Below are 16,395 nucleotides of genomic sequence, written 5' to 3'. Positions count from 1 at the left end.
CAGTCGTCCTGGACCGAACAGCTGCCCGCGGATGAGCGGGCAGCCGTTAAAGTACTGCCTAGTGCTGCAGAATCTTGGCGAGGAATTGTTGGGCACGCTCCGAGCGTGCGCTGACGTCACCGAAAAATTCTTCCTTTGCACAGTCTTCGACAATCTGTCCCTTGTCCATGAAAATCACCCGGTTGGCGACTTTGCGCGCGAAGCCCATTTCGTGGGTCACGCACATCATGGTCATGCCTTCCTGGGCCAGTTGCACCATCACATCGAGCACTTCATTGACCATTTCCGGGTCGAGCGCGGACGTGGGTTCGTCGAACAGCATGACCACCGGGTCCATCGCCAGCGCGCGCGCGATGGCGACACGCTGTTGTTGCCCGCCGGAAAGCTGGCCGGGGTGCTTGTGCGCATGCTCGGAAAGGCCGACGCGCTCCAGCAGCTTCAGTCCCTTCTCGGTGGCTTCGGCCTTGCTGCGGCCCAGCACCTTGATCTGCGCGATGGTCAGGTTTTCGACAATGCTCAGGTGCGGAAACAGTTCGAAGTGCTGAAACACCATGCCGACCCGCGAGCGCAGTTTCGGCAGGTTGGTCTTCGAATCGGAGATCGATGTGCCGTCGACAACGATATCGCCTTTCTGGAACGGTTCCAGCGCGTTGACACATTTGATCAGGGTCGATTTGCCGGAGCCGGACGGGCCGCACACCACAACCACTTCGCCCTTGCTGACCTCGGTGCTGCAATCGGTCAGTACCTGGAAGTCCCCATACCACTTGTTGACGTTTTTGATGGAAATCATACGGCAAACCTTTTTTGCAGGCGCTTCACCAGCAGCGAGGCGGCAAAGCTGATCGTGAAATACACCAGACCGGCAATGATCAGGAACTCGTTGGCGCGCCCGATGATGTCGCCACTGGAGCGCGATGCGTTGAGAAAATCGACGAGGCCGACGGTGTACACCAGAGAGGTGTCCTGAAACAGAATGATGCTCTGTTGCAGCAGCAGCGGGGTCATTTTGCGAAAGGCCTGGGGCAGGATGATCAGTCGCATCATCTGCGAGTAATTCATGCCCAGCGCCTGAGCAGCGCCCATTTGCCCCTTGGAGATCGACTGCACGCCAGCACGGACGATTTCGCAGAAGTACGCGGCTTCGAACATCATGAAGGCCACGACGCAGGAGGCGAACGCACCGATGGGCGTGTCTTCACCGGTAATCCAGCGCAGCACGAACGGCACGGCCAGGTAGAACCAGGTGATCACCAGCAGCAGCGGGATCGAACGAAAGTAGTTCACGTAGGCGCCGGCCACATTGGCCAGCAACTTGTTCGATGACAGGCGCATCAACGCCAGCAGCGTGCCAAGTACCAGGCCGCCGACGACACCCATTGCCATCAGCTTGAGGGTCATGACCATGCCGTTCCACAGGCCGGGAATGGCCGGAACGATTCCAGTGAAGTCCATTATTTGCCCCCCAGTGAGATGAGTCCCGGTACGGCGACTTTCTTCTCGATCACACGCATCAGCAGCATCAGGCTCATGTTCAGCGTGAAGTAGATGAGGGTCGCGAGGGTGAAGGCCTCGAACAGGTTGGCGGAGAATTCGGCGGTCTGTTTGGTCTGCGCAAGCAGCTCCATCAGGCCGATCAGCGACGCGACCGAAGAGTTCTTGAACACGTTCAGGAATTCGGAGGTGAGCGGCGGAATGATGATCCGGTAAGCCTGCGGCAACAGCACGTTCCAGTAGATCTGTGGCAGCTTGAAGCCCATGGCGCGTGCGGCCGATTCCTGGCCCTTCGGCAGTGCTTCAATGCCGGTACGCACCTGTTCGCAGACCCGGGCAGCGGTGAACAGGCCAAGGCAGACCACTACGCTGAGGAACGCGGAGGTGGTCGGGTTCAGGTCCTGCTTGTACCACTCCTGCAGGTTTTCCGGCAGCAGGTCGGGCACCAGGAAGTACCAGATGAACAGCTGCACCAGCAGTGGCACATTACGGAAGATTTCCACGTATACCGTGGCGATACCTGACACCAGACGGTTTGGCACGGTGCGCATGACGCCCAGCACCGAGCCCAGTATCAGGGCAATGATCCAGGCAATGACAGCGATGGCGATGGTCCAGCCCAGGCCGGAGATGAACCAGTCCAGATAGGTCTCGCTGCCGACGCCGGTGGACTTGAAGAATACGCCCCAGTCCCAGTTGTAATTCATCAGGGTCTCCCCCTCTTTTTATTGCTATCGAAATGCACGCACTGTCGTCTGTCGAGAATGACGAGGCGATCCCGGACGAGCGCTGCCCGTCCGGGATGCAGTCAGTTCAGACTGGCTGAACCGGTCTCTCAGGCTTTCTTGTCGTCAGCTGGCTTATCGGTCGGGTTCTGAATCAGTTCCTTGAGCTTGTCGCTCATCGGGAAATTCAGGTTCAGACCTTTCGGAGGGACAGGGGACATGAACCACTTGCTGTAGATGGCGTTGATGTCGCCCGACTTGTAGGTAGCGACAATGGCGTCATCCACGGCCTTCTTGAACGGGGCATCGCCCTTGCGGACCATGCAGCCGTAGATCTCGTAGGATTGCGCTGTACCGGTCACTGCCCAGTCGTCCGGCTTCTTGGCCTTGGCCATTTCGCCCGCCAGCAGCGCGTCGTCCATCATGAAGGCGACTGCACGGCCGGACTCGAGCATCTGGAAGGATTCACCGTGGTCTTTGGCGGAGATCACGTTCATGCCCATCTGCTTGTCAGCGTTCATCGCCTTGAGGATGCGCTCGGACGTGGTGCCCGCCGTGGTGACGACGTTCTTGCCTTTCAGGTCGTCGAAATCCTTATAGCTGGAATCCTTTTTCGACAGCAGGCGCGTGCCGACTTCGAAGATGCCGATGGAGAAATCGACTTGCTGCTGGCGCTCGACATTGTTGGTTGTCGAGCCACATTCCACATCGACGGTGCCGTTCTGAACCAGCGGGATACGGGTCTGCGAAGTCACCAGGTTGTACTTGACCTTGAGGTCAGGCATGTCCAGGTCTTTTTTGATGGCTTCGACGATTTTCAGCTGGATGTCGTGGGAGTAGCCCATCGGCACGCCAGAGGCATCAGCGATGTAGGAAAACGGGATGGAGGCGTCACGATGGCCCAGCGTAATGGTGCCGGATTCCTTGATCTTCTTCAGAGTGCCAGTGAGTTCGGCGGCGAAAACCGGCGTGCTGATCAGAGCGGCAGCGATGGCTGCGCCCAACAGGTGGGGAACGATGCGCATGGGTGAGTCCTTGATGTCATTTTTTATTGATGGGGCCGCAATCAGAGTCGGCCCGCTTGTTGGCGAATGCTTCAACGGCGTCCACATCCAGACATACGCTCTTGTCGAAACGCTCGGTTCAGAATGTAGAGCATGAGTCGTGCCAGACCGTTTTTAGAATTCAACACGCTGAATTCAAAAGGGTTTTTTTAGATCGGCTCTGATGCTACGGACAAATGCGTCCGGGAAGCCGAATAAAGCGGGGGCGATTGTTCGGAAAACCGAATGGAAAGGGGGGCGGGAGGAGGGCAGTAAGGAGGGAAACCTGTTCACCGCACGATGAGTGAACAGGTTGCAAGCGGATTATCAGGCGGCTTCGAAAGAGGCTTTGTTGCGCACGATGGTTTCCAGGTAGCTGCTCACGGCGGCCTGTTCCTCAGGCGTCATGAACAGGCCCAGCTTGGTGCGGCGCCACAGGATGTCTTCGATGCTGGTGGCCCATTCCTGATCGCACAGGTAATCGACCTCGCGGGTATACAGGCCTGCACCCAAATGCTGACCAAGGTCTTCCAGACTTTGCGCGCCCTCCAGCAAGAGCCAGCTGCGGCTGCCGTAAGTGATCGACCAGCGCTTGGCGATAGGCGCGGGCAGCCAGCTGAAGCGGCGGGTCATTTCTGTCGCCAGCGCTTCGGCGGTGGTCATGTCTTCGCCGCCAGGCAGGGCAGCGTTGGCCGTCCAGCTCGGTTTCATCTGTTTGAAGAACGGTGCCAACTGCGCCATCGCCGATTCTGCCAGTTTGCGGTAGGTGGTCAGCTTGCCGCCGAACACCGACAGAATTGGTGCCTCGTCCGCGCCGCCTGACAACGAAAGCGTGTAATCACGGGTAATGGCAGACGGATTATCGGACTCGTCGTTGCACAGCGGGCGCACGCCAGAGAATGTGTGGAGCACGTCTGCGCGACTCAACTGTTTCTTGAAGTGGTCGTTGGCCACTTTCAGTACGTAATCCATCTCGCCTTCGGTGATGTCCACCTTGTTCGGATCGCCCTGATACTCACGGTCGGTGGTGCCGACGATGGTGAAGTGCTCCAGGTACGGAATCGTGAACACGATGCGCTTGTCTTCGTTCTGCAGAATGAACGCGTGCTCACCCTCGTACAGTTTCGGCACGATCAGGTGGCTGCCTTGAATCAGGCGGATGCCGTAAGCCGAATCGAGCTTGAGGTCTTCACGGATGAACTTGGCTACCCACGGACCTGCCGCATTGACCAACGCCTTGGCGTGGATCGAGAACAGGCTGCCGTCGCTGCGCTCAAGATGCAGATGCCACATGCCCTTGATACGGCGGGCGCTGACACAGCGGGTCTGAGTATGAATGTGCGCACCGTTTTCACGAGCGGACATGGCGTTGAGCACTACCAGGCGCGCGTCGTCGACCCAGCAGTCGGAATATTCGAAACCGCGGGTGATGCTCGAGTTGAGCGGGCTGTCCGCACCGAAATGAATGGTCCGCGATGCGGGAAGTTTTTCGCGCTTGCCAAGGTTGTCATAAAGAAACATCCCGGCACGAATCATCCAGGCCGGACGCAGGTGTGGGCGGTGAGGCAGCACGAAGCGCATTGGCTTGACGATGTGCGGCGCTTTGGCAAGCAGCACTTCACGTTCTGCCAGTGCTTCACGCACCAGGCGGAATTCGTAGTGCTCCAGATAGCGGAGGCCACCATGAATCAGCTTGCTGCTGGCCGAAGACGTATGGCTGGCCAGGTCGTCCTTTTCGCAGAGAAAAACCGAGAGGCCGCGACCGGAGGCATCCGCTGCGATACCGACACCGTTGATGCCACCGCCAATAACGGCAATGTCGTAGACCTCTGAGAGGGGCGGGGTTGGCACGTTGGTGTGGGGCATTGGTGGCCTCCTGGACAATTCGTGAGCAGTGCTCGAAAGGCGAATCTGAACATTAATGTTCATTTTCGAAAATCATAGCTCAATAAAATGACCCTTGCCAGCACGTATCGATTGAAAATACTGATGATGGTGTCAGGAAAAGAACAAATATGAACATTGTAGGGAGGGAATTGTTACCGGGAGGATCGGTGCACTGCCTGCACTGCCTGCACTGCCTGCACTGCCTGCACTGAATTGCTCTGGATCAACGGTCTGCGCTGCATCGCTTGAACCGGGGAGGACGCAGAGCGTCCGGAACGGCATACCTACGCAGAGCATGGGTACGATAGTGTTCTTCAAGACACCTATCGTTCCTCACGCTCCGGCATGGGACTGCCTTGGGTGACGCTCTGCGTCACAGATGCGTGCTGCGCCATATGTACACAAATCTCGTGGGAGCGAGCTTGCTCGCGAAGAGGCCGGTACAGACCCCAGAAAATAGGGCGCTCGACGCACCGTCTTCATGAGCAACGCGGACCGCCGCGCGAGCACCGCTCGCGCCTGACAATCACACCACTTCCAGACGAATCTTGTGCTGATTCAGCAACTGCTGCAGTGCGGGCACGGGTGGCTGGTCGGTGACCAGGCAATCGATGAGGGTGATCGGCCCCAGGCGGACCATGGCGTTGCGTCCGAACTTGCTGGAGTCAGCCGCCAGCAGCACTTTGCGTGCGTTTGCGATGATCGCCTGGGACACCCGTACTTCCTGATAGTCGAAATCAAGCAGGCTGCCGTCTTCGTCGATGCCGCTGATGCCCACCAAGGCGAAGTCCACTTTGAACTGGGTGATAAAGTCGATGCTGCCCTGGCCCACCACGCCACCGTCACGTCGCACATTGCCGCCTGCTATCAATACCTCGAAATCATCCTTGGTGCTGAGGATCGACGCCACATGCAGGTTATTGGTGATGATCTTCAGGTTGTTGTGGTTGAGCAACGCACGGGCGATGGATTCGGTGGTGGTACCGATATTGATGAACAACGAGGCGTTGTCCGGGATCTGCGCGGCGATGGCCTCGGCGATCCGTTGTTTTTCGTCACGCATCTGGTCCGCACGCATGGCGTAGGCAGTATTTTCGATGCTGGAGTCATAGGCCGCGCCGCCGTGGTAGCGGCGCAACAGGTTCATTTCCGCCAATTGATTGATATCACGGCGAATGGTTTGTGGGGTCACGACGAACAGCGTCGCCATCTCCTCGATGCTGACATAACCACGGTCACGGACCAGTTCGAGGATCTGTTGTTGGCGGGGAGGCAGGTTCATTGTTTTTCCTTGGACGCCCTCTACAAATGGCGCCCATCATGCCGCAGGAAAGTGCAACCTGTCAGCCGGAATCCTGCTCCCCTCCTTACAACGGCGCTGTCACTCTTCGTTTTCGTGCGGTTCCCAGTCACGAGTACGCGCGACTGCTTTCTGCCAGCCAGCGTAAAGTTTTTCGCGATGCGCCTCTTCACAGGACGGCTCGAACACACGCTCGATCACCGCCTTGTTACGCAACTCGTCCAGGCTGCTCCAGAAACCAATCGCCAGACCGGCCAGGAAGGCTGCACCCAGTGCCGTGGTTTCACGCATTTGCGGACGCTCGACGTGGGTGCCGAGGATGTCTGCCTGGAACTGCATCAGGAAGTTGTTGGCCACGGCACCGCCGTCCACGCGCAGCGACTTGAGGCGTTCGCCGGAGTCCTGTTGCATGGCATCGAGCACGTCGCGGGTTTGATAGGCGATGGATTCCAGCGCTGCACGGATGATGTGATCGACTTTCACACCGCGGGTCAGGCCGAACAATGCGCCTCGTGCGTACGGGTCCCAGTAAGGTGCGCCCAGGCCCGTGAACGCCGGCACCAGGTACACGCCGTTGCTGTCCTTGACCTTGCCAGCGAAGTATTCGGTGTCCAGCGCGTCGTTGATGAGCTTGAGTTCGTCGCGCAGCCACTGCACGGTCGAGCCACCGTTGAAGACCGCGCCTTCCAGTGCATAGGCCACTTCACCACGCGGGCCGCAGCCGATGGTGGTCAGCATGCCGTGCGCCGACTTCACGGCTTTCTTGCCGGTGTTCATCAGCAGGAAGCAGCCGGTGCCGTAGGTGTTCTTGGCCTGGCCGGGTTCGACACACATCTGGCCGAACAACGCCGCCTGTTGGTCGCCTGCGATACCGGCAATCGGGATGCCGCTTTTGCTGTGACCGTAGACCTCGGAGGAGGCTTTGACCTCTGGCAGTATCTCGCGCGGGATGTCCAGCACGTCGAGCATGCGCTGATCCCATTCCAGCGTATGGATATTGAACAGCATGGTCCGCGAGGCGTTGGTGTAGTCGGTGACGTGAACCTTGCCGCCGGTGAATTTCCAGATCAGCCAGGTATCGATGGTGCCGAACATCAGCTCGCCTTTGCGGGCGCGCTCGCGGCTGCCTTCGACGTTGTCCAGAATCCATTTGACCTTGGAGCCGGAGAAGTACGGGTCAATCACCAGGCCTGTGGTGTCCTTGATGTACTCCTCAAGACCGTCACGCTTGAGCTGCTGGCAGATCTCGGTGCTGCGGCGGCACTGCCAGACGATTGCGTTGTAGATCGGGCGGCCGGTGTCGCGCTCCCAGATGACCGTGGTTTCACGCTGGTTGGTGATACCGATGGCGGCGATCTGGTTGTGGTGCAGATCGGCCTGCGCCAGCGCCTTGGTCATGCAGGCCGTCTGGGTGGCGAAGATTTCCATCGGGTCGTGTTCGACCCAGCCTGCCTGCGGGTAATGCTGGACGAATTCGCTTTGGGCAGTGCTCACCACGTTGGCGTCGCGGTCGAAGATGATGGCGCGCGAGCTGGTGGTGCCCTGGTCAAGAGCAATGATGTAGTTCTTGTTCTGTGTGTCAGTCATGTCGATTGCCTTGCATTTATTGGGTGGATTCAGTTGAGTGAGATTCAAATTGAGGGGTGCTCAAGATGAAGCCTGAACTTTGCCGCGAACCACAGGAGCCTCTTTTTCATTTTCAACAGGAGCGGCGCTGGGCAGATGACGCGCAATCAGCGCGCGGTAGCCAGCAGCACCAAGGCAGGCACCCAGAATGGGCGCAAAAATCGGAACCAGGAAGTAAGGAATGTCACGACCGCCGGTGAAGGCCATTTCACCCCAGCCAGCGAAGAACGTCATCAGCTTCGGACCGAAGTCGCGCGCCGGGTTCATGGCGAAACCGGTCAGTGGGCCCATCGAGCTGCCTATCACGGCTACCAGCAGGCCGATCAGCAAGGGCGCCAGCGGGCCGCGCGGCAAACCATTGCTATCATCGCCCAGAGCCATGATCACACCCATCAGAATGGTGGTGATGACCACTTCGACCAGAAAGGCCTGACCGACCGAAATGGCCGGGTTTGGGTATGTCGAGAATACCGACGCCAGTTCAAGACTCTGCTCGCTGCCGCGAATGATGTGGTGAGCATGTTCGAAGTCGAAAAAAAGGCTGATGTACATCAGGTACACCAGACCCGCTCCGCAGAACGCGCCTGCGATTTGCGCCGAGATATAAAAGGGCAATTTACGTTTTTCAAAACCGGCGAACAGACTCAGCGCGATGCTGACGGCGGGGTTGAGGTGGGCACCTGAAATGCCGGCGCTGAGGTAGATTCCCATGCTGACAGCCATGCCCCAGATGATGCAGATTTCCCAAAGACCGAAAGTGGCTCCCGCGACCTTGAGCGCTGCAACGCATCCTGTGCCGAAAAAAATCATCAGGGCGGTGCCAAGAAATTCAGCCACACATTGCCCGGTGAGCGTCGGTTGTTTTAGTGCGATGGACATGGATACCTCATTTTTGTTTTTGTCTCGGCACCCTGAGACAGGCGTGGGTGCTCGTTATTCGTGCGTCTCAGAAAAAAACCCATTTCTGATCGCCGGTGCGAGTTATACCGAAAAACCGCTTTCGATAATATTCGTAAACGAAAAAATATAGACAAGAAACAACGCTGTCAAAGGTCGGAACCGAACGGTCAGTAAATCGCCAGGACCCCGCAAGGACCCGGCAAGACCGCTTTACACCGGGGAATTCAGGCTGTTGCCAAAAGGCCATCAGTGTCGCAGGTGGCGTGAATCAAGGCATGTTCACTTTACTTCGCTTAAAGTGATGGGCATTCGGAACCTTTTGGAGCGCTGCATGACACCCGCACTGGATTTGCTGAAAAAACATCGCGCCGAACATCGCATTCACAGTTATGAACATGATCCGAAAGCGCCGTCATATGGGCTGGAGGCGGCGGAAAAGCTGGGTCTTGAACCTGCACAGGTGTTCAAGACGCTGCTCGCCAGTACCGAAAAAGGCGAATTGCTGGTCGCCGTCGTGCCGGTCGTCGGAACACTTGATCTAAAGGCTTTGGCGCAGGCTGCCGGGGCAAAAAAAACCGAAATGGCTGACCCTGCAGCGGCGCAACGCTCGACGGGTTACCTGTTGGGTGGCATCAGCCCCTTGGGCCAGAAGAAGCGTCTGCGCACCTTTATCGACGAAACTGCGCAGCGCTTTGACAGCATTTACGTCAGTGCCGGGAGGAGGGGACTTGAGGTCGAGCTTTCACCAGCGGTACTGGCTGAATATACCCAGGCCAGATTTGCCCCGATCGGCAGGGAATGATCTGCGTCTCAGTGGTTGAGCGTATGCACAGCCACGCTGCCGGGTGCCGGGAACAGCACCAGATGGTCTGCTGCCACACGAATGCCGACTTCCTCACCCTGGCCGTGATCGGCGTGGCTGGGGAAAATGGCTTCCAGCTGACTGCCGGTCGACAGTTGCAGGCGATACAGCGTCGAGGCGCCTTGAAAGGTTCGACCGATGACCCGTGCTTTCAGGTCACTGTGCGGCGCGTAGACGATGTCGTCAGGGCGTAGCAAGACATCCACAGCGGCACCGCTTACGCCCGGGTATGCCCGGTTGCCGCGCAGAATGCCGAGTTCGGTATGCACCGATTCCGGATTCATCATCTGCCCGCGAATGAAATAGCCCTGGCCGATGAAGCTGGCAACGAACGGCGTGCGCGGTTCGTGGTAGAGATTGTAAGGTGTGTCCCACTGCTCCAGGCGCCCCTCCTTGAATACGCCTACGTGATCGCTCACGGCAAAAGCCTCTTCTTGGTCATGAGTCACCAGAATCGCGCTGGTGCCCCGCGCCTTGAGGATATCGCGCACCTCATGGCTCAGGCGCCGGCGCAACTCGCCGTCCAGGTTGGAGAAGGGTTCATCGAGCAGCAGGAGTTGCGGCTCGGGCGCCAGTGCTCTGGCCAGCGCCACTCGCTGTTGCTGGCCACCGGACAGCTCGTGTGGATAGCGCTTGCCCAGCGCGCCGAGGTTGACCAGTTCAAGCAACTCGGCGATCACTTTATCCAGGCTCGGGTGGTTGCGAATGCCGAATGCGATGTTTTCGGCGACACTCAAGTGCGGGAACAGCGCGTAATCCTGAAACACCATGCCGATACGGCGTTTCTCCGGCGGCAGGGTCCAGCCCGGACGGGAGATCACTTCGCCCGCCAGAGTGATCTCACCCGCATGGATCGGTTCGAAGCCGGCAATGGCGCGCAGTGTCGTGGTCTTGCCGCAGCCCGACGAGCCGAGCAGGCAGCCTATGTCACCCGCGTTGAGGTGCAGGTTCAGATCCTGCACCACGCGCTGGTTCTGATAGCCGCAAGCGAGGTTGCGCAGGTTCAGCAGCAACGGGTTCATGCGGGTTTGCAGGCCGGCGCGACGAGAAACTCCAGCAGCGCTTTCTGCGCGTGCAAGCGATTTTCTGCCTGATCCCAGGCGACCGAGCGTGAATCATCCAGCAGGTCGACACTGATTTCTTCGCCACGATGGGCAGGCAGGCAGTGCATGAACAGCACATCCGTGTCAGCCAGGTCGAGCAGGGCACGCGTGACCTGAAACGGCGCGAACAGCTTTTTGCGCCGCGCGGTTTCCTCTTCCTGGCCCATGGAGGTCCACACATCGGTGCTGACCAGATGTGCGCCGGCAACTGCGGCTTTCGGATCGCGGACCACGATGACGCGCTCGCCAGCCAGTGCCAGGAATTCGGCGTTTGGCTCGTAGCCGGCAGGGCAGGCCACACGCAACTGGAAGTCGAATTGAATCGCCGCTTCTATATAGCTGTTGCACATGTTGTTGCCATCGCCGATCCAGGCAACGGTCTTGCCCTGGATCGAGCCGCGATGCTCCAGGAAGGTCTGCATGTCGGCGAGCAACTGGCACGGGTGCAGGTCATCGGACAGGCCGTTGATGACCGGCACACGGGAATTGGCGGCGAATTCGGTCAGATTGCTGTGCGCATAAGTACGGATCATGACCGCATCCAGCATGCGCGACATCACTTTCGCGCTGTCGGCAATCGGCTCGCCGCGGCCCAATTGGGTGTCTCGATGGGATAAAAAGATGGCCTGGCCACCGAGCTGAATCATCCCTGCTTCAAAAGAAAGACGGGTACGTGTCGATGATTTCTCGAAAATCATCCCCAATACCCGGTTCTTCAGCGGTTCAAAAAGTACACCGCGATTTCGCAGGTCTTTAAGCTCTACGCCACGACGGATCAAGCCCGAGAGTTCATCCGGGGTGTAATCCATCATCGAGAGAAAGTGCCTGGCGTTCATGATTAACTACCTTTTCTGCAACAGACCGCAGGTTATCAAAGCCGGTTTTTATCGATAAAACGGGCGAGACCTGCGGCGGAAGCCGCACGGGGCGACGAATAAGAAAGGCGCGATGGTATAAAAAAATGTCGCGTCTTACCAATAGCATGCGTTTTTCTGAAACATGGACACTACTGGCGTCCCGGATAGAAGGGACGCCGTTATTCTGTATTGACGGGGCAAAAACTGGCTACGCTGAGAAGGTTGGCAGCCATCTGCACTTTTTCAGAAGGCAGCATTTGTACACTGCTCAAATAGCGCTTGGCAATTAGTACCAATCCTGTAACAGTCCATGTTTGCGCGGGCGTTGCCTAATGGGATGCGCTTCACGGGCTTGAAACAAGGACCGTTTCTTTAATCCCGGACGTGGGTTATAAATCGTTGCCGATACATTACTGATCGAGGGGTGGGGGAATGGACTCAAAAGAGCATCAATTAACGGAGTTGCTCGGGCTCACCGCCCGCACGCTTACCCATCTGACAGCCTCGATGACCTCAATGTCTTTCGAACTGCTGCGCAGCGAGGACGAAGTCACGCGTACGGCGGGGCGGCGCATGATTGATCGCATGGCCACTATCAGCTCCGGTCTCGACGAGCACTGGCGCCTGATCGGCGATCTGACCGGCGTCCACCTGGCGCAGGAACAGATCGAAACCGTGGCCGAAATGCAGCAACAGCGCAAGGTCGTCACGCCTATCGGCGGTTGATTCGGCCACCTCATCCGCGCGCCTGATGCCCCTCGATTCACGGGCCGAACATCAGTGGCGCGGGGCATGGCAAGGCAGCATAGTGAGTGTTCGGCAATCAACCGGATTGCCATGACAAGATCTGAGGCTGTGATGACCCGGACTGAACACTACCGAGCCTGCCACCTGTGCGAGGCCATTTGCGGTCTTGTGATCGAGACCGTCGTGGAGGCGGATTCTGCGCCGCGCATTGCCTCGATCAAGGGCGACCCGCTGGACACGTTCAGCCGCGGTCATATCTGCCCCAAGGCGGTTGCGCTGCAGGACATCCAGAACGACCCTGATCGCTTGCGACAACCGATGCTGCGCACGGGTGATCAGTGGCAGCCAATTGCCTGGCAGCAGGCGTTCGATCTGGTCGCGGAGCGGCTTTACGCCATTCAGCAGCGCCATGGGCAGAACGCGGTAGCGGTCTATCAGGGCAACCCCAGCGTGCATAACTACGGGTTGATGACCCATAGCAATTACTTTCTCGGTCTGCTCAAGACCCGCAATCGTTTTTCGGCGACGTCGGTCGATCAGTTGCCGCACCACCTCACCAGTTTCCTGATGTATGGCCACGGCATGCTGTTGCCGATTCCGGATATCGATCACACCGACTTCATGCTGATTCTCGGCGGTAATCCGCTGGCGTCCAATGGCAGCATCATGACGGTTCCGGATGTCGAAAAGCGCCTGAAAGCGATCCAGCAGCGCGGCGGCAAACTGGTGGTCATTGACCCGCGCCGCAGTGAGACGGCTGCCATCGCTGACCAGCATCTGTTCGTACGTCCGGGCGGTGATGCGGCGTTGCTGTTCGGGCTGCTCAATACGCTGTTCGAGGAGGGGCTGCCCCGCGAGAGCCATTTGCCCGTCGACGGCCTGGAGCAGGTTCGCCACGCCATTGCCGGCTTCACTGCTGAGGCCATGAGCCGGCGCTGCGGTATTGCTGCCGAGCAGATCCGGCAACTGGCGCGGGATTTCGCGGCCGCTGACAAGGCGGTGTGTTATGGGCGAATGGGCGTGTCGACTCAGACCTTCGGCACGCTGTGCCATTGGCTGGCACAACTGATCAATCTGGTGACTGGCAACCTGGACCGCGTGGGTGGCGCGCTGTGCACAGAGCCGGCCGTCGACCTCGTCAGCTCGACATCCGGCGGTCATTTCAATCTGTGGCAAAGCAGGGTGTCCGGCCTGCCGGAGTATGGCGGCGAGTTGCCGGTTTCGGCGCTGGCCGAGGAAATGCTCGTGGAGGGGGAAGGGCAGGTTCGCGCGCTGGTGACCGTTGCGGGTAACCCGGTTCTGTCGACGCCCAACGGCCGTCAGCTGGAGCAGGCGCTCGAAGGGCTTGAGTTCATGCTCAGCATCGATCTTTACATCAACGAGACCACTCGCCACGCCGACTTGATTCTGCCGTCCACCTCGACGCTGGAGAATGATCACTACGACACCACCTTCAACACCTTGGCCGTGCGTAACGTCACGCGCTTCAATCGGGCCATTTTCGACAAGCCCGAAGGTGCGCTGCACGACTGGGAAATCTTCGTCGGGCTGGCCAGCGCCTTTGCTGCCAAGGCCGAGCGAGCGCTGAAACCCACGTTGCCGCCTGCGCAGATGATCGATCGCGGGCTGCGTGCAGGTCTCTATGGCGATGCATCACCCCATAAGCTGTCACTGGAAACCCTGGACAGTCGTCCGCACGGTCTTGATCTGGGGGCGTTGAAGGCCAATCTTGCAGAGCGCTTGAAGACCGCCAATGGGCGCATTCAGGCCGCGCCTGAGGTGATCATGGCCGACTTGGCGCGCTTTGCTGCCGAGCCTGCTCCCCAGACCGGCGAGTTGCTGCTGATTGGCCGCCGGCATGTGCGCAGTAACAATTCCTGGATGCACAACTACCATCGGCTGGTGAAGGGCAAACCCCGGCATCAGCTGTTGATGCATCCTGACGATCTCGCGTGCCGTGGTCTGAGCGACGGCCAGCAGGTTCGCGTCAGCTCCCGGGTCGGGATGATCGAGGTTCAGGTGCTGGGCAGTCTGGACATGATGCCCGGGGTGGTCAGCCTGCCGCACGGTTGGGGGCATTCACGTGCGGGAGTAAAGATGGCGATCGCACAGAGCCTGCCTGGCGTCAGTGCCAATGACCTGACCGACGAACGGCAACTCGACGCGCTGTCCTGCAACGCGGCGTTGAACGGCGTACCGGTGAAGGTCGTGGCGTGTTAAGCCTCAAGACAGAGCGTCATGCTCGGGATTTCGTTACAATGCGCCACCGTGCCGACAACTGAGTCGGATATTTCAGCCGAGGTGCTCCATGGATATCATCGAAACGATCAAAGAGCAGATTGCCAACAACACCATTCTGCTTTACATGAAAGGCGCTCCGAACGCTCCGCAATGCGGCTTTTCTGCCAAGGCTTCCCAGGCATTGATGGCGTGTGGCGAAAAGTTTGCCTACGTCGACATCCTGCAAAACCCTGAAATCCGCGCCAACCTGCCAAAGTACGCCAACTGGCCGACTTTCCCGCAACTGTGGGTTGCCGGTGAGCTGGTCGGTGGTAGCGACATCATCACCGAGATGATGGCTGACGGTTCGTTGCAGACGTTGGTCAAGGAAGCATCCGCCGCCAAGGCCGAGTAAAGCCTCGCGCAGAGCGTCGCACGATAGTCGCGATTATCGCTTCGTACGCTCCAGCCTGGTTTTACGCACAAGAAAAAGCCCGCTCTCGATTGAGGCGGGCTTTTTCATTGCGGCGCTATGGGGGAATCAGTCACCCATCTGCGACTGCAGGTAGTTCTCGATACCGACTTTTACGATCAGACCCAGCTGAGTCTCCAGCCAGTCGATTTGCTCTTCCTTGGGCTCAAGGATGTCTTCCAGCAGCTCACGGCTGCCGAAGTCACCGACGGTCTCGAAGTGAGCGATCGCGGCTTTCAGATCGGCCAGACCTTTTTGCTCGATCTTCAGGTCGCACTCCAACATTTCCTTGGTGTGCTCACCGATGAGGATCTTGCCCAGGTCCTGCAGGTTTGGCAGCCCTTCCAGAAGCAGCGTGCGCTTGATCAGCTTGTCAGCGTACTTCATCGCATGGATGGACTCTTTATATTCGTGGCCACCCAGCTTTTTCAGACCCCAGTCTTCGTACATGCGCGCATGCAGGAAATACTGATTGATAGCGACCAGCTCGTTCCCGAGGATCTTGTTGAGATGCTGGATGACGGTAATGTCGCCTTTCATGTTCGAGGTCCTGCCGGTGGCTTGTGTATATAAGTGCCGAGTGTGAGCTGAGCTTAAACGCCTGTCAAACCTAAGTTGTTGAATAATAAGTGAAATTAAATAGGAATAAGAATGTTTGAGTTCCGCATCTTGACGCTAAGCGCTTGAATTACAGGCATAAAAAAACCGGACGCGGTGTCCGGTTCTTTAAAAGAGGGGATTCAAGCAGCTGAAAATTTTGCTGGATAGGCCAGCAAGGCATGGCTGGTTTGCAGCTCGGTCAGCGTATCACGCACCACTTCCTTTGCCAGGCAGGCGCATTTTCCACATTTACTCGCAACGCCCAGTGTTTCACGGACTTCACGATAACTGCAGCAGCCTTCCAGAATTGCATCTCGGATTTGACCGTCGGTGACACCTTGGCAGAGGCAAACATACATAAGCTATGGACCGTCGCTGGTTTATTGCTTGGTGCCGAGGAGCTTAATGTTAATGAGAATGCTTGTCAAAACTGTTTTGGGTTGTATTCAGGTCGAGCGATGAGCGGTTGTTTTCGCAGGAATCGCATTACCGGTCGGCCTCGGGATGGTCGAGTTCCGGACATGAAAAAACCGGCACAAGGCCGGTCCATTCACAGACG

General features: G+C 58.1%; 16 protein-coding genes. 4 read left to right on the top strand and 12 right to left on the bottom strand.

Annotated features, from left to right (window positions below; translation table 11 throughout):
* Positions 1-58: 58 nt before the first annotated feature.
* From PCPL58_RS21735 to PCPL58_RS21700, 8 genes are all read right to left on the bottom strand, one after another.
* Entirely contained in the window at positions 59-793 is a 735-nt protein-coding gene (locus tag PCPL58_RS21735; protein ID WP_003363626.1) for an amino acid ABC transporter ATP-binding protein, read from the bottom strand.
* Positions 790-1,458 (bottom strand): amino acid ABC transporter permease, encoded by a 669-nt coding sequence (locus PCPL58_RS21730; protein ID WP_170947361.1) that lies wholly within the window; start codon positions 1,456-1,458, stop codon positions 790-792. Before PCPL58_RS21730 ends, PCPL58_RS21735 begins: the two co-directional genes overlap by 4 nt.
* Positions 1,455-2,201, bottom strand: a complete 747-nt coding sequence (locus tag PCPL58_RS21725) for an amino acid ABC transporter permease (RefSeq protein ID WP_003363624.1) — start codon at positions 2,199-2,201, stop codon at positions 1,455-1,457. The genes PCPL58_RS21730 and PCPL58_RS21725 overlap by 4 nt, the downstream gene beginning before the upstream one ends.
* A 128-nt stretch (positions 2,202-2,329) precedes the next feature.
* Positions 2,330-3,244 (bottom strand): glutamate/aspartate ABC transporter substrate-binding protein, encoded by a 915-nt coding sequence (locus tag PCPL58_RS21720; RefSeq protein WP_003363622.1) that lies wholly within the window; start codon positions 3,242-3,244, stop codon positions 2,330-2,332.
* Positions 3,245-3,589: 345 nt separating this feature from the next.
* A complete protein-coding gene (gene glpD / locus PCPL58_RS21715; protein WP_065350418.1) occupies positions 3,590-5,128 on the bottom strand; it encodes a glycerol-3-phosphate dehydrogenase in 1,539 nt (512 codons plus the stop codon).
* 547 nt (positions 5,129-5,675) lie between these two features.
* Positions 5,676-6,431, bottom strand: coding sequence for a DeoR/GlpR family transcriptional regulator (locus PCPL58_RS21710; RefSeq protein WP_003363617.1), 756 nt, complete (start codon positions 6,429-6,431; stop codon positions 5,676-5,678).
* A 99-nt stretch (positions 6,432-6,530) separates the two neighbouring features.
* Positions 6,531-8,036: a glycerol kinase GlpK gene (gene glpK / locus PCPL58_RS21705; protein WP_003363615.1), complete on the bottom strand. Its 1,506-nt coding sequence runs from the start codon at positions 8,034-8,036 to the stop codon at positions 6,531-6,533.
* A 60-nt stretch (positions 8,037-8,096) separates the two neighbouring features.
* Complete coding sequence (locus PCPL58_RS21700) at positions 8,097-8,954, bottom strand: MIP/aquaporin family protein (protein WP_003363613.1); 858 nt, start codon at positions 8,952-8,954, stop codon at positions 8,097-8,099.
* Positions 8,955-9,306: 352 nt separating this feature from the next.
* On the opposite strand from PCPL58_RS21700, the gene ybaK reads away from it, so the two are divergent.
* Positions 9,307-9,777: a Cys-tRNA(Pro) deacylase gene (gene ybaK, locus PCPL58_RS21695; RefSeq protein ID WP_003363610.1), complete on the top strand. Its 471-nt coding sequence runs from the start codon at positions 9,307-9,309 to the stop codon at positions 9,775-9,777.
* A gap of 8 nt (positions 9,778-9,785) precedes the next feature.
* On the opposite strand, the gene PCPL58_RS21690 is transcribed toward ybaK, so the two are convergent.
* The gene (locus PCPL58_RS21690) at positions 9,786-10,859 is read right to left on the bottom strand and encodes an ABC transporter ATP-binding protein (protein ID WP_065350417.1); all 1,074 of its coding nucleotides are present in this window, start codon (positions 10,857-10,859) and stop codon (positions 9,786-9,788) included.
* Positions 10,856-11,776 (bottom strand): ornithine carbamoyltransferase, encoded by a 921-nt coding sequence (argF, locus tag PCPL58_RS21685; protein ID WP_065350416.1) that lies wholly within the window; start codon positions 11,774-11,776, stop codon positions 10,856-10,858. The genes PCPL58_RS21690 and argF overlap by 4 nt, the downstream gene beginning before the upstream one ends.
* Positions 11,777-12,229: 453 nt before the next feature.
* Between argF and PCPL58_RS21680 the strand changes: the two genes are divergently transcribed.
* The 3 genes from PCPL58_RS21680 (at position 12,230) to grxD (ending at position 15,179) form a co-directional block, all read left to right on the top strand.
* Positions 12,230-12,523 carry a hypothetical protein gene (locus tag PCPL58_RS21680; protein WP_032609138.1) on the top strand — a complete coding sequence of 98 codons (294 nt, stop codon included), beginning with the start codon at positions 12,230-12,232 and terminating at the stop codon, positions 12,521-12,523.
* Between the two features lie 132 nt (positions 12,524-12,655).
* The gene (locus tag PCPL58_RS21675; RefSeq protein ID WP_065350415.1) at positions 12,656-14,764 is read left to right on the top strand and encodes a molybdopterin oxidoreductase family protein; all 2,109 of its coding nucleotides are present in this window, start codon (positions 12,656-12,658) and stop codon (positions 14,762-14,764) included.
* 88 nt (positions 14,765-14,852) lie between these two features.
* Positions 14,853-15,179, top strand: coding sequence for a Grx4 family monothiol glutaredoxin (grxD, locus tag PCPL58_RS21670; protein ID WP_002554852.1), 327 nt, complete (start codon positions 14,853-14,855; stop codon positions 15,177-15,179).
* Between the two features lie 126 nt (positions 15,180-15,305).
* Here the strand turns inward: grxD and bfr are convergent, their stop codons facing one another.
* Together bfr and PCPL58_RS21660 are read right to left on the bottom strand one after the other, a co-directional pair.
* Entirely contained in the window at positions 15,306-15,776 is a 471-nt protein-coding gene (bfr, locus tag PCPL58_RS21665) for a bacterioferritin (protein ID WP_065350414.1), read from the bottom strand.
* A gap of 200 nt (positions 15,777-15,976) precedes the next feature.
* Entirely contained in the window at positions 15,977-16,195 is a 219-nt protein-coding gene (locus tag PCPL58_RS21660) for a bacterioferritin-associated ferredoxin (RefSeq protein ID WP_003350768.1), read from the bottom strand.
* Between the last annotated feature and the right edge of the window lie 200 nt (positions 16,196-16,395).

Origin of the sequence: Pseudomonas cerasi (genome assembly GCF_900074915.1) — a bacterium.
Classification (GTDB): Bacteria; Pseudomonadota; Gammaproteobacteria; order Pseudomonadales; family Pseudomonadaceae; genus Aquipseudomonas; species Aquipseudomonas cerasi.
The sequence above is the reverse complement of the archived record's forward strand: the minus strand, read 5'-3'. Positions and strand labels throughout refer to the sequence as shown.

Bases quoted from the DNA above. Each gene is read 5' to 3' on its own strand.
- PCPL58_RS21735 (WP_003363626.1), bottom strand. From the start codon at position 793: ATGATTTCCATCAAAAACGTCAACAAGTGGTATGGGGACTTCCAGGTA.
- PCPL58_RS21725 (WP_003363624.1), bottom strand. From the start codon at position 2,201: ATGAATTACAACTGGGACTGGGGCGTATTCTTCAAGTCCACCGGCGTC.
- PCPL58_RS21720 (WP_003363622.1), bottom strand. From the start codon at position 3,244: ATGCGCATCGTTCCCCACCTGTTGGGCGCAGCCATCGCTGCCGCTCTG.
- glpD (WP_065350418.1), bottom strand. From the start codon at position 5,128: ATGCCCCACACCAACGTGCCAACCCCGCCCCTCTCAGAGGTCTACGAC.
- PCPL58_RS21710 (WP_003363617.1), bottom strand. From the start codon at position 6,431: ATGAACCTGCCTCCCCGCCAACAACAGATCCTCGAACTGGTCCGTGAC.
- glpK (WP_003363615.1), bottom strand. From the start codon at position 8,036: ATGACTGACACACAGAACAAGAACTACATCATTGCTCTTGACCAGGGC.
- PCPL58_RS21700 (WP_003363613.1), bottom strand. From the start codon at position 8,954: ATGTCCATCGCACTAAAACAACCGACGCTCACCGGGCAATGTGTGGCT.
- ybaK (WP_003363610.1), top strand. From the start codon at position 9,307: ATGACACCCGCACTGGATTTGCTGAAAAAACATCGCGCCGAACATCGC.
- PCPL58_RS21690 (WP_065350417.1), bottom strand. From the start codon at position 10,859: ATGAACCCGTTGCTGCTGAACCTGCGCAACCTCGCTTGCGGCTATCAG.
- argF (WP_065350416.1), bottom strand. From the start codon at position 11,776: ATGAACGCCAGGCACTTTCTCTCGATGATGGATTACACCCCGGATGAA.
- PCPL58_RS21680 (WP_032609138.1), top strand. From the start codon at position 12,230: ATGGACTCAAAAGAGCATCAATTAACGGAGTTGCTCGGGCTCACCGCC.
- PCPL58_RS21675 (WP_065350415.1), top strand. From the start codon at position 12,656: ATGACCCGGACTGAACACTACCGAGCCTGCCACCTGTGCGAGGCCATT.
- grxD (WP_002554852.1), top strand. From the start codon at position 14,853: ATGGATATCATCGAAACGATCAAAGAGCAGATTGCCAACAACACCATT.
- bfr (WP_065350414.1), bottom strand. From the start codon at position 15,776: ATGAAAGGCGACATTACCGTCATCCAGCATCTCAACAAGATCCTCGGG.
- PCPL58_RS21660 (WP_003350768.1), bottom strand. From the start codon at position 16,195: ATGTATGTTTGCCTCTGCCAAGGTGTCACCGACGGTCAAATCCGAGAT.